This window comes from Enterococcus sp. DIV1639a (assembly GCF_050530445.1).
Lineage (GTDB): Bacteria > Bacillota > Bacilli > Lactobacillales > Enterococcaceae > Enterococcus_B > Enterococcus_B hirae.
In genome coordinates this window covers 1,973,676-1,989,685 of record NZ_CP172886.1, presented here as the reverse complement: position 1 = coordinate 1,989,685, position 16,010 = coordinate 1,973,676, and the positions used below count along the sequence as shown (strand labels likewise).

Below are 16,010 nucleotides of genomic sequence, written 5' to 3'. Positions count from 1 at the left end.
ATATTTTAGAAAGAGGTGTTCGCTTCATGTCTTGGGAACAAGTATACCAACAATGGGCCAATGAAGAAAATTTAGAAGAAAATTTAAAAAAACAATTAACTGATCTTAGTCAGGACCCTGAAAAGCTGGAAGATGCTTTTTATGCTCCTTTAGAATTTGGAACAGCAGGAATGCGGGGAATTTTAGGTCCTGGGATCAATCGAATGAATATTTATACGGTCAGACAAGCAACAGAAGGGCTGGCACGTTTTATGGATACACAAGGAGAAGAAACAAAACGTCGCGGCGTAGCGATTGCTTATGATTCACGCCATCAATCGCCTGAATTTGCGATGGAAGCAGCGAAGACTTTGGCACAACACGATATTCCTTCTTTTGTCTTTGAGAGTCTACGTCCAACACCTGAGCTTTCTTTCGCTGTTCGTCATTTGAATACGTTTGCGGGAATCATGGTGACAGCTTCTCATAACCCAGCAGCTTACAATGGCTATAAAGTTTACGGAGAAGATGGCGGACAAATGCCACCCGCTGATGCGGATGCATTGACAAAATATGTACGTGAAGTAAGTAATCCTTTAAAAGTCGCTGTTTTAGCTGATGACGAAGTAGAAACTAGTGGATTGATTACGATCATTGGTGAAGAAGTCGATAAAGCATATTTGGAAGAAATCAAAGCAGTCACGATTGATCAAGAATTAGTCCAAACAATGGGGAAAGACTTAAAATTGGTGTTTACACCCCTTCATGGTACAGGAAAAATGCTAGGAGAAAGAGCATTACAACAAGCTGGTTTCGAACAATTTATGCTTGTACCTGAACAAGCTGTAGCTGATCCTGACTTTACAACGGTTCAATCACCAAACCCTGAAGAACATTCAGCATTTGAGTATGCGATTCGTTTAGGTGAAAAAGAAGGCGCTGATTTATTGATTGCAACTGATCCTGATGCGGATCGCTTAGGAGCAGCAGTTCGCCAACCTGATGGCTCTTATAAAGTTTTGACCGGTAATCAAATCGGTGCGTTAATGATTCAATATATTTTAGAAGCACATCAATCACGAGGGACTTTACCTGAAAATGCAGCCGTACTTAAGTCAATCGTATCAAGTGAACTTCCTGCAGCCATCGCTGAAAGCTATGGCGCTACGATGATCAATGTCTTAACAGGCTTTAAATTTATTGCAGAAAAAATCCATCAATTTGAAAAAGATCATTCTCATACATTTATGTTTGGTTTTGAAGAAAGCTATGGTTACTTGGTCAAACCATTTGTACGTGATAAAGATGCAATCCAAGCACTCTTATTGTTAGCCGAAGTGGCTGCTTTTTATAAAAAACAAGGGAAGACACTTTATGACGGCTTACAAATGATTTTTGAAAAATATGGTTATTTTGCTGAAAAAACAATCTCAGTCACGATGAGTGGTCAAGAAGGTTCAGCCAAAATCGCTGCTTTGATGAAGAAATTCCGTGACCATGCCCCATCAGAATTTGCTGGAGCAAAAGTTCTTCAAACAGAAGATTTCAAAGAATTAACGAAAACAGATTCAGCTGGACGAGTGGAAAAATTAACGACACCTCCATCTGACGTATTAAAATATGTATTAGAAGAACATGGTTGGGTAGCGATCCGTCCTTCAGGAACAGAGCCAAAAATCAAATTCTATATCGGTGTAAAAGGCAATTCCGCACAAGAGGCACAAGAAAAGATCGATACCTATGAAGCAATCATCAAATCAATGACAGAAGAATAAAATAATTGAGACTGATGGAAAAAGTGGTAAACTTTAGAAGTCAGTCTTTTTTTATGGAGGTGAATCGGTTGACAGACACACCAAAAAACGAAATAGAAAAAGTGAGTCAATTATTTAAAGTCTTAAGTGATCCTACCCGATTGAAAATATTGATGTATTTAAAAGATGGAGAACAAAATGTGACGGCCATCAGCCAAGCGGTGGAAATGGAACAATCCGCTGTTTCCCACCAACTACGTTTATTAAGGGAAAACCATGTGGTAAAATCGCATCGTGAAGGCAAAGCAATCTTATATAGTTTAGATGATTTTCACGTGTTGGATATCTTGGAACAAACCTTGAAACATGTGGAACATCAGTAAAATAAGAATGAGGCATTTCTAAGGGAATGTAAATAGATTATACTGAAAAAAAGCCAGCAGACACGTTTCAGCTGGCTTTTTTTCAACTAGTTATGCGTTTGGTTCTGGTTGTTTGTTATAGCTGCTTACTGGATACAATTATTTGTTCTTTATTTTTCTCCTGAAGTATCCGTGCCATAATAACTGTGGTCCTCTAAATCTAAGGCATTTAGGATCAACGAAGCCGTTTCTTCAATTGAGAGAGAAGCAACATTGATCACAACGCAACCTAATTTTTCATACAAATCATTAGCAAAATCTAATTCTGCTCGTATTTTTTCGATATCAGAATAAGCCGTATCAGGATTTAATCCATAGGAACGCATCCGTTCTTTTCGAATATTATTTAAAATATCGGGATTATTGGTTAAACCAACAATTTTTTTAGGATCGATCTCCCAAAGTTGTTTTGGGATATGGGCTTGAGGAATGAGTGGAAGATTCGCCACTTTTAAGTTTTTATTCGCTAAAAAAAGACTTAATGGTGTCTTTGACGTTCTGGAAACTCCTAGCAACACCACGTCTGCTTCTAAGAAGCCTCTTGGATCTTTCCCATCATCGTATTTTACAGCAAATTCCATTGCCTTGATTCGTTTAAAATAATTTTCATTCAATAAATGTAGGGCTCCAGGTTGACGAGTGGGTTGAATTCCTGTTAATCGTTGGATTTCTTCGATCGGTGGAGTCATCACGTCAAAACTAAATAAGTTGTTTTCTTCGCAAAAACTTCGGGTATAATCAATCAGCTCTTGGTTGATCAAGGTATGAAGAACTAACGCTTTTTCTGCTAACGCATCTTGTAAGGCTTGTTCGAGGGTGTCTTGGTCAGTGACAAACGTTCGACGAAATAAATTAAATTCAACTGTAGGATATTGTGCCATGGTTGCCTGTGCGAGTTTTGTTGCTGTTTCACCAGCTGAATCAGAAATGACAAAAAAAGTAACGATCTCAGTAGAATCAAAAGCCATAAATAAAAAACCTCACTTGCATTTTTTTTATCTTTAGTATACCATACTGTGGAATATGTACTTCGTAATCATTTTGATTTGGAGGGGAAGACTTGAAAAACCAAACATTAATCGAACAATCGTTAGAAATTTTGAAAAATAACGGATTTAAATACACGAAAAAGCGAGAAGCATTATTGACTTATTTGGTCAAAAGAAATCGTTATGTGTCAGCAAAAGAAGTATTTGATTTTATGAATGAGGAATTTAAAGGAGTGAGTTATGATACGATTTATCGTAATCTCCATGATTTCTCTGAGTTAGACTTATTAGAAGAAACCGATTTGAATGGCGAAATGAAGTTTCGCTTTCATTGTTGCCAGGGAGAGATCGGTCACCATCATCATTTTATTTGTACCGTTTGTGGGATGACAAAAGAAATCCATATGTGTCCAATGGACTATTTTGAAAATCAATTATCAGGTTGTACGATCGAAGGGCATCGGTTTGAAATTTTCGGTCGATGTGAAAACTGTCAGTAGTTGTTTTATAATAAAATAACATATCATTATTTTAAAAAATCCAAAGATTCCCTTGACGGTCAAATCAGCATTAGATATAATGTTTTATAGAACAGTCTTGTTTTTTGGATTATAATTTCAATAACAATTACGGTTACTTTTTAAGCTCGGAGGGAGGGAATTAACATGTCAAAAACAGTCATTCGTAAAAACGAATCAATTGACGATGCTCTTCGTCGCTTCAAACGTTCCGTGTCAAAAGCGGGTACTTTACAAGAATCTCGTAAACGTGAATTCTACGAAAAACCAAGCGTAAAACGTAAGAAAAAATCTGAAGCAGCTAGAAAAGCAGCGAAAAAACGCAAAAAAACGCAAAAAAACTAGTTCCTTTATGAATTGGAGTTGGTAGTGTGTCACTACTAAGTAGATTGAACGATGACATGAAAACAGCGATGAAAGCAAAAGATAAAGAATCTTTACAAGTCATACGTATGATTAAGTCATCCATTCAAAACGAGCAAATCAAAGAAGGTCACGACTTGACTGAAGATGAAGAATTAACAGTGTTGTCTCGTGAAATGAAACAACGGCGTGATTCTTTACATGAGTTCGAAGAAGCTGGACGTGACGATTTAGCTGAAAAAGTGAAAAGTGAAATAGTAATTGTTGAAAAATACATGCCAGAACAACTTTCTGAGGATGATATTCGTCAACTTGTTCAAGAAGCGATTACACAAACTGGAGCTTCTTCTGTCAAAGAATTTGGCAAAGTCATGGGTGCGATCATGCCGAAAGTCAAAGGAAAAGCAGATGGGAACCAAGTGAATGCGATTGTGAAAGAGCTATTACAATCTTAAACTTATCATTTAAAGAGTTTGGGACAACCGCCCTCTCTTAAAAAGAAAATAAGCCTGATTTTGATCCACAACGTCAAAATCAGACTTATTTTTTTTAGATTTTTTTTCATGCATGTCCCAATTTCCTCAAGGTGAGCGCCAAGGCAACATCAATCGGTACGCCTTGTTACCCATGCAATCATACATATCCCTCTTCTATCTCTCTTCCTCACTCGATAGATCTAGGCTTGGTTAGATTGGTTCTTTGCCTTATCTATTAAGTAAAAGCTATTTATTGATAGGCAGGAATCTCTCAATCATGGAATAACATAAAGTAAATCATGGAAGTTCAGCAAAGTAATTTTAGGTTAAAATGAATGAAACGAATAAGGAGTGAGACAACCTTTTTTATTTGCTATATAGTTTTTTATGAATATGGTAAAATAGGAAGGAATGAATTGAAGTAAAGGAGATGTCTATTTTTGACAGAAGCATCCAGTTCTTTAGAAATTAGATTAACAGCTGCTGACGATATCAGTATGTTGTTAGGCTCGCATGACAAACATGTAAAATTAATTGAAGAAATGACTGAAACAACGATTCATACGAGAGGCGAAATGATCCAGATTATTGGAGAAGAGCCGGGGCTTTCGTTAGCACAATCGGTGATACGTACCTTACAAGAATTGATCAAGCGGGGGATACATGTCAGTACACCTGATGTTGTTACTGCCTTAAAAATGGGGCAAAAAGGGACATTGGATTACTTCATTGAAATGTATGAAGAAGAAATCGTCAAAGACCGCAATGGTAAACCGATTCGAGTGAAAAATAGTGGACAAAAACAATATGTCGAGGCAGTTGCTAAACATGACATCGTATTTGGTGTCGGTCCTGCTGGAACAGGTAAAACATTTCTAGCTGTCGTTTTAGCAATTGCTGCGTTGAAAAAAGGCGAAGTCCAAAAAATCATTTTGACTCGTCCAGCGGTGGAAGCAGGAGAAAATCTTGGTTTCTTACCGGGTGATCTGAAAGAAAAGGTTGATCCTTATTTACGTCCAGTGTATGATGCACTGTATCAAATATTTGGTTTAGATCATACCAATCGTTTGATGGAGCGTGGGATCATCGAAATTGCGCCATTAGCTTATATGCGTGGGCGAACACTTGACGATGCTTTTGTAATACTAGATGAAGCTCAAAATACAACAGTGGCACAGATGAAAATGTTCTTGACTCGTTTGGGGTATCAATCAAAAATGATCGTAAACGGCGATACAAGTCAGATTGACTTACCTAAAGGGACGATGAGTGGTTTGATCCATGCAGAACGTACATTGAAACAAATCAAAAAAATTGCTTTTGTCAATTTTGAAGCAAGTGACGTCGTTCGTCATCCTGTTGTAGCCGAAATCATCAAAGCTTATGAAAAGGCAGATCTTCATCAAGAGTAAGGCTTAGGGGGATAAGCAATGTTGAATAAAATACTCCAACAACTGCAAGCAAAATTAGGAAAGGCGGCAATGCCTTTCTTATTGCTTTTGTTTTTTGTGATCGTTTGTGGCGTCACGTTTAGTAGTGTCAAGCAAAAAGCCAATGACTTCAGAGAAGGACAAGTGGCAGAAGAAAGTATCCGTGCGAATAAAACGATTGAGAATACAGAAGAAACCGAACAAAAAAGAAAATTAGCAGCGGAAGCTGTTACGCCAGAATATACGTATCAACAAGATTTAGCTAGTGAACAAAGTAGTCGCATCAAGCAGCTTTTTGAATTGATCAATAAAACAAATGATTCGATCAATAAAGCGTATAAAGAAAAAGTAGATAAAGCAAAAGAAGATGAAAATGTTCCTAAGCCAACTATCGACGAACGAATTGCAGCTTTAAAGAAAAGTTTTGAAAATGCCAATGCTGAAAACGTGGCATTTTATCAAAAATTACCGACTAATTTTTACACAAAAATCTTTAGTATGTCAGATAGTCAAATTGCGACAGTCCGAGATGAAAGTCTTCGATTGATCAATGAACAAATGAAAAAACAAGTTCGAGAAAGTGATTTAGAAACCTTCAAGCAACAGGCGGAAGAACAGATCCAATATTTGAACGTGACACCTGACCAACAACAAACGATCCATTATCTTGTCGATCAAGGAATCGTCGTAAATGATGTCTTAAATGAAAAGAAAACAGAGGAATTGAAACAATCAGCAAGGAGTGCGGTTCAACCGGTCATGATCTATCAAGGCGAAATCATTGTTCGTGAAGGAAATCAAATCGATGCAGATGCAATGAAAAAGCTTGAATTATTAGGATTGACCAGTCAAACAACGTCAATTTTTCCTTTAGTAGCAATGATCTTAGCAGTCTTATTGCAAATTGCTGTTTTAGTTTACAACTCAATGCAGTACCATGAAGCCGGAAAACGAACAGAGTATGTTCTCTTTTACGTTACGGCTATGTCCATCAGTGTGTTATTAATGAAATTTTTCCAACTATTCCAAACGGAACAAGCAGCTTTTATCCCGCTGTTTTATCCTGCAGCTTTTGTTCCTTTAGTTTTAAATTTCTTTTTGAACCGGAGGGCAGGAATCATGGCTGCCTTGTTCCAAGCCGTATCTGCATTGTTTATTTTTTATGGCTCGATTGGGACCAACTTTTTGACCGTTATCTTGATGGCTTATCTTTTTTCAGGTTTATTAGCGACGGTTTTAAAACGCCAACGAGTGTCAGAACAATGGTTTTCAGCTATGATGTGGGTCATTATTTTTCCGTTGATGATGGATGTTGTGTTGATCGTTTATCAAGGTATGAGCTTTAGTAATGGAACAACTTGGTTAACACTGATTTGTGGCTTTATGGGGGCTTTGCTGTCGTATCTGTTAACGATGGGATTACATCCGTATATCGAATTGATGGTCAACGATGATAGTGTGATCGTCTTGAATGAGTTAAGTAATCCTAACCATCCATTGTTAAAACAGCTATTGGAAGAAGCACCAGGAACTTATCATCACAGTATGATGGTCGCCAATTTAAGCGCAAACGCTGTGGCTGAGATCAATGGGCGGTCATTATTGACACGTGTAGCTTGTTACTACCACGATATTGGTAAAATCAAACATGCTAGCTTTTTTGTAGAAAACTTGCCTTCTGGTGCTGAAAATCCACATAATTTCTTATTACCTGAAGATAGTAAACAGATCATTTTTGGTCATGTGACCGATGGAGCGAAAATTTTAGAGGAATATGGCATGCCGCAAATGGTAATCGATATTTGCCGACAGCATCATGGAACAACATTGATGAAGTATTTCTATATCAAGGCAAAAGAAAGAAATCCTGAAGTCACCGAAGAACAATTTCGTTATCCTGGTCCCAAACCACAGACCCGAGAAGCCGGCATCGTGAATATTGCAGATAGTTGTGAAGCGGCAGTACGGGCAATGGATCATCCAACAGGTGAAAAAATCGAAAAATTTGTCCATAATTTGATTGAAGAACGAATCTCTGATGGTCAACTTGATGATAGTGGTTTAACATTAAAAGAAATTCGCAAAGTGGAAAAATCTTTAATCAGTGGGTTAAGTAGTACCTTCCATTCACGGATCAAATATCCTAAAATGAAATCGGAAGCGGAAACGATGAAAGTAGAAAAAGAAAACGGCTAAAACAAAAAATATCAGCAATAAGTAAGAAAGAAGCGATAAATATGGACATCACATTTATGGATGAAACACAGAAAGTTTCAACAGAAAAAATCAAGGAGATCGAGGACCTTCTGCAATTTGCAGCGGCTCATTTGAAATTATCCGAGGAAACAGAAATGTCTGTTACTTTTATGGACAATGCAGCAATCCAAGAAATCAACCGTGTCTACCGTGGCAAAGATGCCCCAACAGATGTGATTAGTTTTGCATTAGAAGACGAAGGGGAAGACGAAATTCCCGTGATTTTTGAAGAAGGCGATAATCCTTTACCACGAGTATTAGGAGATATCATGATCTCAATTGAGCGTGCCCAGGAACAAGCGGAAGAATATGGTCATTCGTATGATCGAGAGTTGGGATTTTTGGCAGTGCATGGCTTTTTGCACATCAATGGTTATGATCACATGACACCCGAAGATGAAGCAGAGATGTTTGGTTTACAGAAAGAGATTTTAGATGCTTATGGACTTAAAAGATAAAGAGTGCGAGAAAAAGGTTGAGAAAAATAAGCACTTCGCTATGTCAGTAGAATTTGCTCTTCAAGGGGTTAAAACAGTCTTTGATGAGGAACGTAATATGAAAAAACATGTAGGTTTTGGGTTGCTGGCGTTTTTTATGGGAGTTGTATTTCAACTGAATCAACTAGAATGGCTGTGGTTAGTTTTAGCAGTTTTTCTAGTGTGGATCGTTGAGATTTTAAATACTGTTTTTGAGAATGTAGTGGATATGTTTACCGATTTTCATTTCCATCCAATTGGGAAAAAAATCAAAGATATGGCGGCAGGAGCAGTGTTAGTCACCGCTTGTTTTGCAGTGATCGTCGGTCTCATTTTATTTGTACCTAAAATCTATCAAATGTTTTTTAATTAAAAGGAGAATAATATGTTAGAACATAAATCAGGTTTTGTCGCTATTGTGGGACGACCAAATGTTGGCAAATCAACACTATTAAATCGAATCGTTGGGCAAAAAATTGCTATCATGAGTGACAAGGCACAAACGACCAGAAATAAGATCCAAGGCGTTTATACGACACCAGAAGCACAGTTGATTTTTATCGACACTCCGGGAATCCATAAACCAAAACATCGTTTGGGTGATTTTATGGTAGAATCAGCCTACAGTGCACTAAGAGAAGTGGATGCTGTCTTATTTATGATCAGTGCGGATCAAAAACGTGGACGTGGGGATGATTTTATTATTGAACGATTAAAAAATGTTCAATCACCTGTTTATTTGATTATCAATAAAATCGATAAAGTTCATCCAGATGAATTATTAGGAATCATCGAAGATTATTCGGCACAAATGCCTTTTGCACAAGTTGTACCGATTTCGGCTACCGAAGGGAACAATGTGGACCGTCTAATGGAAGTGTTGATCGCTGAGATGCCAGAAGGTCCTCAATACTTCCCGGATGATCAAGTAACGGATCATCCAGAATACTTTATCGTTTCGGAATTGATTCGTGAAAAAGTCCTGTTTTTGACTAGAGATGAAGTCCCACATTCAGTGGCTGTTGTTGTTGACTCAATGAAACGCAATGAAAATGATAAAATCCAAATTCAAGCAACCATTATCGTTGAACGTGATAGTCAAAAAGGGATTATCATCGGTAAAGGTGGTAAAATGCTAAAAGAAATTGGGACGAAAGCAAGAAAAGATATTGAAAATTTGCTTGGTGACAAAGTATTTCTAGAACTATGGGTTAAAGTTCAAAAAGATTGGCGCGATAAAAGAGTTTATTTACAAGATTTTGGTTACCGCAAAGAGGAATATTAACTTTAAGTAGATAAAAATGAGTTGAACGTGATTATTCGATAGACGAAACCGCGTGTAAAAGTCAGAAGACAAGAAAATGAGTAGAATAAGTGGGAAAGGAAAATGATTCAGTGAATGATTTTTCTTTTCCTTATTCTTTTTCTAAAAGGGGGGCGAAAAAAATGAGCCAGCTAGCTGAATCAAAAGGGATCATATTGTCCAGTCGAAATTATAAAGAAAAAGACAAATTAGTGAAAATTTTTACTGAGTCTGCGGGGAAACTGATGTTTTATGTCAAAGGAATTCACCGGCAAAACCAACCATTAGCCCCTGCACTGCTCCCTTTTACTGAAGGAATCTACATTGGTACGTTTAAAAGTGAAGGACTTTCGTTTATAACCAGCGTAAAAGATGTTCACTCCTTTAGAAAAATTCAAGAAGACATTTTTTTAAGTGGTTACGGCACGTATTTGTTAAACTTAGTGGATGCAGCGATCGAAGACCATCAATATGATCCCCATCTTTTTCAATTTACACAAGCAGCATTGCAACGGATGGATCAGGGGGACGACGCGGAAATCATCACTAACATCTTTGAGGTACAATTATTGCAACGCTTTGGGATTGCACCGATTTGGACACATTGTGTGGTGTGTGGCAAAACGCAAGGTAAATTTGATTATTCTTCCAAATATGGAGGCGTGCTGTGCGAAGAACATTGGTCAATGGATCACCGTCGTTATCATGCAGATCCAAGAGCTGTTTATTTCGTGCGTATGTTCTCTGCTATTTCTTATGATAAGATCACAGGGATCAATTTAAAAGACGAAACTAAAGCAACGATCAGGCAACTGATTGACCAGTTATACGAAGAATACGTAGGGATTCATCTAAAAAGTAAAAAGTTCATTGATCAAATGAAATCATGGGAACATGTCCTAAAAAAACCTGATCCGGAAGGAGAAAGTGCTTCTGAAAACCAAAAAAATGAGTAGAATGTTCAACCAACATTCAAAACTATTTGACAAAAGCCTAACTATACGTCTATTATGGAACCTAGATAAATGAGAGTTTTGTACAAAAAATTGATTGGCTAAATAAAAGAATAAAGTACGTTGAACAAGATCAGTAAAAAATACGTAGCAAAAGCGAGTTCGGGAGGGTGTGAGCCGAATGCTGTCGGTTTTTGAAGAGGCACTTGGGAGTACTGACAATGAAGCTGCCGAAATTTTCGGAAGTAGGGTGGAACCGCGAAGTTATTCGTCCCTATGTTTGTTTAGACAAGCATAGGGACTTTTTGTTGTTTCAAATTCTCAGCAAACTATTTAGAAGTGGAAGGAGTCATTTTAAATGAGCAAAAAATTATCTGTACAAGACATGATCTTGACGTTACAAAAATTTTGGTCATCAAATGGGTGCATGTTGATGCAAGCCTATGATACAGAAAAGGGGGCAGGTACAATGAGCCCATATACCTTTTTACGAGCAATTGGACCAGAGCCTTGGAATGCAGCATACGTAGAGCCTTCTCGTCGCCCAGCCGACGGTCGTTATGGGGAAAATCCGAACCGTCTGTATCAACATCATCAGTTCCAAGTAGTGATGAAACCATCACCTGAAAATATCCAAGAACTTTATTTAGAAAGTTTACGTTTATTGGGGATCGATCCTTTGGAACACGACATTCGGTTTGTCGAAGATAACTGGGAAAACCCTTCGATGGGCTGTGCCGGTGTTGGTTGGGAAGTTTGGCTCGATGGAATGGAAATTACACAATTCACGTATTTCCAACAAGTCGGCGGTCTGCCATGTAAACCAGTGACATCTGAAATTACTTATGGTTTGGAGCGCTTGGCATCCTACATCCAAGAAGTAGAAAGTGTCTATGATCTTGAATGGTCAGATGGCGTAAAATATGGGGAGATTTTCAAACAGCCTGAATACGAACACTCCAAGTATTCATTTGAAGTCAGTGATCAAAAACTATTATTAAGTAATTTTGATCGTTTTGAAAAAGAAGCCAAACGATGCATTGATGAAAACTTAGTTCATCCTGCCTATGATTACATTTTAAAATGCAGCCATACATTCAATCTATTAGATGCTCGTGGGGCAGTTTCTGTCACAGAACGTGCTGGTTATCTGTCACGTATCAGAAATATGGCAAAATCTGTTGCAAAGATTTTTGTGGCAGAGCGTGAAAAATTAGGATTTCCTTTATTGAATAAAAACACAGCAAATCCAGAAACGGTTAAGGAGGCTGAATAACATGGCAAAAGAGTTACTTTTAGAAATCGGGTTGGAAGAAATGCCTGCCCATGTAGTTACACCAAGCATGAAACAACTGGAACAAAAAACAGCAAAGTTTTTAGATGAACACCAATTGTCTTATGATACAATCGAAACTTTTTCAACGCCAAGACGTTTAGCGATCAAAGTAACCAATATCCCAGAACGTCAAGCAGATAGCGAAGAAGAATTAAAGGGTCCGGCTAAAAAAATCGCATTGGATTCAGATGGAAATTGGACGAAAGCCGCAGAAGGGTTTGTACGTGGTCAAGGTTTGACGACTGACGATATTACCTTTAAAGAGCTGAAGGGTGTAGAGTATGTGTACGTAACCAAATATACACATGGACAACCAGCGAAAGAAGTATTGACTGGACTTGCAGATGTCATCAAAAGTTTGACATTTCCTGTTACGATGCATTGGGCAAATTTTGACTTCGAATATATTCGTCCTATTCATTGGATTGTTGCTTTACTAGATGATGAAGTGATTCCTTTCGAGATTTTAGATGTTACAACAGATCGCACATCACGTGGTCATCGTTTCTTAGGAGAAACAGTTCGTTTCGCTCATGCCAATGAGTATGAAGAAAAATTACAAGAACAATTCGTGATAGCTGCGCCACATAAAAGAAAAGAAATGATTGTCCAACAAGCAACAGAATTAGCAGAGAAAAACCATTGGACGATCGATTTAGACGAAAAGTTATTAGAAGAAGTGAATAATTTAGTCGAATATCCCACAGTTTTTGCTGGCGATTTTGAAGAAAAATATCTGTCTGTCCCTGAAGAAGTATTGGTTACTTCAATGAAGGAGCACCAACGTTATTTTGAAGTAAGAAATGACCAAGGATTACTCTTGCCACATTTTATTTCTGCTCGAAATGGGGATCGTGTCAAACTAGAAAACGTGATCCGTGGAAATCAAAAAGTATTGACTGCTCGTTTAGAAGATGCAGAGTTTTTCTACAATGAAGATAAAAAGATTGAAATCGATACTTTTGTTGATAAATTAAAATCAGTGACTTTCCATGAAAAAATTGGAAGCATCTACGAAAAAATGCAACGAGTACAAGTTATTGCTCGTATTTTAGGTAAATCTGTCGGCTTATCACCAGAAGAGTTAACGGATTTACAACGTGCTGCTGAAATCTATAAATTTGATTTAGTGACCAACATGGTAGGTGAGTTTCCAGAGCTTCAAGGGATCATGGGTGAAAAATATGCGCGATTACACGGCGAAACATCAGCTGTAGCAACAGCTATCAAGGAACACTATCTGCCAATTTCAAGTGAAGGTGACTTACCAGAAACCAAAATTGGTGCAGTATTAGCGATTGCAGACAAATTAGATAGTATCTTCTCTTTCTTTACAGTTGGAATGATCCCAAGTGGGTCAAATGATCCGTATGCTCTTCGTCGTCAAGCGTATGGGATTGTCCGCATCATCGAAGCAAAAAATTGGGCATTTCCATTGGTTCGTTTACAACGTGAAATCGACCAGGCAATCAATGAAGATCAAGAACGTTTTGGCGTCCAGTTATCGGATGGACAACAGGCAGTCATTGATTTTATCAAAGGACGTTTCCGTCAGTTACTAACTACAAAACAAATCCGACACGATGTGATTGATGCAGTTTTAAATGCAAAACAAAGCGATTTGACAAAAGTTTTTGCAGCAGCTCAACTGTTTAAAGAACGTTTAGATGAGGAAGAGTTTAAGCCATCGATGGAAGCATTGACTCGAGTGGTTAATTTAGCGAAGAAAGCGCAAGAAACAACGACAACAGAGATTAATCCTGCGTTATTTGAAAATGAAGCTGAAACAGCACTTTATCAAGCGGTAGCAGAAATGAAAAAACAATTTGGTACACAAACGCTGAAAGAAGATTATGATCAACTTGTTGCTTTACGTCCATTGATCGAAACGTATTTTGACCAAACCATGGTCATGGTAGACGATCCTGCTGTCCGTAACAATCGTTTGGCACAGCTGAAACAAATTGCTGAAATGGCACTATCAATAGCAAGCTTAGATCAGATTATCACTAAATAAATCAGGTAGCCCTTTGCCAACTTGATTTGAAACAAGCGTTATGACAAGTCTAGCTCTGAGATATAAGCCGAAGCATCCGAAAATAGTTTCTTCTATTTTTAAATGCTTCGGCTTATTTTTTGACTGATTACCGAAGTGCAGATCTTTGAACGCCGTCGATAAGATTGTGAAAGTATCAGAGTGGATGCTTTCATAGCAATTACTCATTTTAGTGTAAAAAGTAAGCTTAAGGTCTTAATACCTCAGACTCTTTTTATGTAGTGTATATCGTTTTTATTCATGCTATCTAGCAATAAGCGACTTTTCTTTCACGAATCAGAACAATATGACATTTTTTGGTAAAAAGAGAACAATCGGTCAGTGCTATTGAGTGAAATGCATAGTTTTTGTTATTTTTAAATCATCCTTTATTTAAAAATGAAAGTTAGGTATAATTAATATAGAAAAATTGTTATTCATAACAAGAAAAGCTTGTTATGAATGGGATAATAGTAAATAGGGTCTCAGGTAGAAATTCTTTACTTGTCTAATGAAATTAGAAAATTTCCCGTGATTTGGAAGCGATTAGATAAAGTAACGATTTATTTTTTTGGGAATAAAAAGTTTTTAAAACGATGGGATCCAGTATCTTACTCTAGATGATAATAATTATCATCTGAATGATAAACTAAAAATTTTTTTAGAAATCGATGTCATTTTATTATCTAAACCCGTGGTGCTAGTTAATTTTAATATCCTAAAGAATATCTCAAAGTTCCTCCAAAACGTCGTTGTGCTCGACTTAATAGAACACTGTAAGCCAGTAATATGCTTTCAAATCTACTCTCTAGCCCTTTAACAGAACGTGAGTTGAAATTTTGACAACCTAATTTTTCTAAGGAAGAAAAAACAGTCTCAACTGTTTTTCTTTGTTTTCCAAGTAAGCTGTGGTCTAGTTTTTCTGATTTATCCATGTTTTTACGTGGAGGAACGGATATAGTAATGCCCTTAAGGGCAAGCTTTTCATGGATTTTATGGCTAATATATCCTTTGTCCCCTAGGATATTGGGAAGATTCGCTTCTTCCGATAAAGTCTCTAACACTTTCACGTCATGGACACCTGGATTCGTGATTGAGTAAGTAATCGGAAAGCCAGTCTTAGTAACGATCATATGAATTTTAAGACCATAAAAATAAGATTTTTTTGTTGAGTTATAGCCAACTTTGGCTATTTGATTCAATAGTTTTGCTTGTCTATTTCTAACTGGTTTACATAATGGACTAGGAAAACTATCTATAATTCCGACTAGTTCACCTTTGGTGAGCTTCTTGATAAAAAAGTATCGAATAATCTTGATAGTGTAAGCTAAGTTTGAACTTAAGCGAGTGAATCGACTCCTACTAGGAAAGTCACCATTAGGAAATAAGACGGAACAAACCGCTCTATACGTGGCTCTTTGGCTAGTATAGCCATTAATTATGCCCCATATAACACAAGCAATAATCACTGTATCGCGTTGCTTCAGTTGATCAGTATTTCTTCGGTTTTTAATCTTATCTGGTACACAATTGTGGTATATGTTAGAAACAGTTCTCATAATTTCCTTGAATGTTATAAAAGTATCTGTATAATGTTCAGTATATTTTGATGAACGCATATGTAGTCCTCATTTCTTGGGAGTTTTGAGACTACTATATGCGTTTTTTTGTTGATTTACCAACACGTTTAGACATTTTCCTCTAGGAAAAAATTAACTAG

At 37.2% G+C, this 16,010-nt stretch carries 15 protein-coding genes; 13 read left to right on the top strand and 2 right to left on the bottom strand.

What is annotated here, in order from left to right:
- The first annotated feature begins 26 nt into the window (after positions 1-26).
- Both IGJ32_RS09075 and IGJ32_RS09070 read left to right on the top strand, forming a co-directional pair.
- Positions 27-1,754: a phospho-sugar mutase gene (locus IGJ32_RS09075; protein WP_010737954.1), complete on the top strand. Its 1,728-nt coding sequence runs from the start codon at positions 27-29 to the stop codon at positions 1,752-1,754.
- A 14-nt stretch (positions 1,755-1,768) separates the two neighbouring features.
- Positions 1,769-2,116, top strand: coding sequence for an ArsR/SmtB family transcription factor (locus IGJ32_RS09070; protein ID WP_342081850.1), 348 nt, complete (start codon positions 1,769-1,771; stop codon positions 2,114-2,116).
- A 149-nt stretch (positions 2,117-2,265) separates the two neighbouring features.
- On the opposite strand, the gene IGJ32_RS09065 is transcribed toward IGJ32_RS09070, so the two are convergent.
- The gene (locus IGJ32_RS09065; protein ID WP_010718532.1) at positions 2,266-3,123 is read right to left on the bottom strand and encodes a pyruvate, water dikinase regulatory protein; all 858 of its coding nucleotides are present in this window, start codon (positions 3,121-3,123) and stop codon (positions 2,266-2,268) included.
- Between the two features lie 92 nt (positions 3,124-3,215).
- Between IGJ32_RS09065 and IGJ32_RS09060 the strand changes: the two genes are divergently transcribed.
- The 11 genes from IGJ32_RS09060 (at position 3,216) to glyS (ending at position 14,272) form a co-directional block, all read left to right on the top strand.
- Positions 3,216-3,644 (top strand): Fur family transcriptional regulator, encoded by a 429-nt coding sequence (locus IGJ32_RS09060; RefSeq protein ID WP_010718531.1) that lies wholly within the window; start codon positions 3,216-3,218, stop codon positions 3,642-3,644.
- Between the two features lie 165 nt (positions 3,645-3,809).
- Positions 3,810-4,007 carry a 30S ribosomal protein S21 gene (gene rpsU / locus IGJ32_RS09055; RefSeq protein WP_010718530.1) on the top strand — a complete coding sequence of 66 codons (198 nt, stop codon included), beginning with the start codon at positions 3,810-3,812 and terminating at the stop codon, positions 4,005-4,007.
- Between the two features lie 26 nt (positions 4,008-4,033).
- Positions 4,034-4,480, top strand: a complete 447-nt coding sequence (locus IGJ32_RS09050; RefSeq protein ID WP_010718529.1) for a GatB/YqeY domain-containing protein — start codon at positions 4,034-4,036, stop codon at positions 4,478-4,480.
- 461 nt (positions 4,481-4,941) lie between these two features.
- Positions 4,942-5,913 (top strand): PhoH family protein, encoded by a 972-nt coding sequence (locus IGJ32_RS09045; RefSeq protein ID WP_010718528.1) that lies wholly within the window; start codon positions 4,942-4,944, stop codon positions 5,911-5,913.
- 18 nt (positions 5,914-5,931) lie between these two features.
- Positions 5,932-8,127, top strand: a complete 2,196-nt coding sequence (locus IGJ32_RS09040) for an HD family phosphohydrolase (RefSeq protein ID WP_010718527.1) — start codon at positions 5,932-5,934, stop codon at positions 8,125-8,127.
- Between the two features lie 41 nt (positions 8,128-8,168).
- Complete coding sequence (ybeY, locus tag IGJ32_RS09035; RefSeq protein WP_025480127.1) at positions 8,169-8,645, top strand: rRNA maturation RNase YbeY; 477 nt, start codon at positions 8,169-8,171, stop codon at positions 8,643-8,645.
- Positions 8,629-9,036: a diacylglycerol kinase family protein gene (locus tag IGJ32_RS09030; RefSeq protein WP_025480126.1), complete on the top strand. Its 408-nt coding sequence runs from the start codon at positions 8,629-8,631 to the stop codon at positions 9,034-9,036. The genes ybeY and IGJ32_RS09030 overlap by 17 nt, the downstream gene beginning before the upstream one ends.
- Positions 9,037-9,048: 12 nt before the next feature.
- Positions 9,049-9,948 (top strand): GTPase Era, encoded by a 900-nt coding sequence (gene era, locus IGJ32_RS09025; RefSeq protein ID WP_010718524.1) that lies wholly within the window; start codon positions 9,049-9,051, stop codon positions 9,946-9,948.
- 161 nt (positions 9,949-10,109) lie between these two features.
- Positions 10,110-10,922, top strand: coding sequence for a DNA repair protein RecO (recO, locus tag IGJ32_RS09020; RefSeq protein WP_010718523.1), 813 nt, complete (start codon positions 10,110-10,112; stop codon positions 10,920-10,922).
- Positions 10,923-11,277: 355 nt separating this feature from the next.
- Positions 11,278-12,195: a glycine--tRNA ligase subunit alpha gene (glyQ, locus tag IGJ32_RS09015; protein ID WP_342081838.1), complete on the top strand. Its 918-nt coding sequence runs from the start codon at positions 11,278-11,280 to the stop codon at positions 12,193-12,195.
- A gap of 1 nt (position 12,196) precedes the next feature.
- Positions 12,197-14,272 carry a glycine--tRNA ligase subunit beta gene (gene glyS / locus IGJ32_RS09010; protein ID WP_096708865.1) on the top strand — a complete coding sequence of 692 codons (2,076 nt, stop codon included), beginning with the start codon at positions 12,197-12,199 and terminating at the stop codon, positions 14,270-14,272.
- Between the two features lie 728 nt (positions 14,273-15,000).
- Here the strand turns inward: glyS and IGJ32_RS09005 are convergent.
- Complete coding sequence (locus tag IGJ32_RS09005) at positions 15,001-15,909, bottom strand: IS982-like element ISEfm1 family transposase (protein WP_002324522.1); 909 nt, start codon at positions 15,907-15,909, stop codon at positions 15,001-15,003.
- Positions 15,910-16,010: the final 101 nt, after the last annotated feature.

Excerpts from the sequence above, each read along its gene's own strand:
- IGJ32_RS09005 (WP_002324522.1), bottom strand. The coding sequence starts at position 15,909 with ATGCGTTCATCAAAATATACTGAACATTATACAGATACTTTTATAACA.
- glyS (WP_096708865.1), top strand. The coding sequence starts at position 12,197 with ATGGCAAAAGAGTTACTTTTAGAAATCGGGTTGGAAGAAATGCCTGCC.
- IGJ32_RS09030 (WP_025480126.1), top strand. The coding sequence starts at position 8,629 with ATGGACTTAAAAGATAAAGAGTGCGAGAAAAAGGTTGAGAAAAATAAG.
- ybeY (WP_025480127.1), top strand. The coding sequence starts at position 8,169 with ATGGACATCACATTTATGGATGAAACACAGAAAGTTTCAACAGAAAAA.
- IGJ32_RS09070 (WP_342081850.1), top strand. The coding sequence starts at position 1,769 with ATGGAAAAAGTGGTAAACTTTAGAAGTCAGTCTTTTTTTATGGAGGTG.
- IGJ32_RS09075 (WP_010737954.1), top strand. The coding sequence starts at position 27 with ATGTCTTGGGAACAAGTATACCAACAATGGGCCAATGAAGAAAATTTA.
- rpsU (WP_010718530.1), top strand. The coding sequence starts at position 3,810 with ATGTCAAAAACAGTCATTCGTAAAAACGAATCAATTGACGATGCTCTT.
- glyQ (WP_342081838.1), top strand. The coding sequence starts at position 11,278 with ATGAGCAAAAAATTATCTGTACAAGACATGATCTTGACGTTACAAAAA.
- recO (WP_010718523.1), top strand. The coding sequence starts at position 10,110 with ATGAGCCAGCTAGCTGAATCAAAAGGGATCATATTGTCCAGTCGAAAT.
- IGJ32_RS09065 (WP_010718532.1), bottom strand. The coding sequence starts at position 3,123 with ATGGCTTTTGATTCTACTGAGATCGTTACTTTTTTTGTCATTTCTGAT.
- IGJ32_RS09040 (WP_010718527.1), top strand. The coding sequence starts at position 5,932 with ATGTTGAATAAAATACTCCAACAACTGCAAGCAAAATTAGGAAAGGCG.
- era (WP_010718524.1), top strand. The coding sequence starts at position 9,049 with ATGTTAGAACATAAATCAGGTTTTGTCGCTATTGTGGGACGACCAAAT.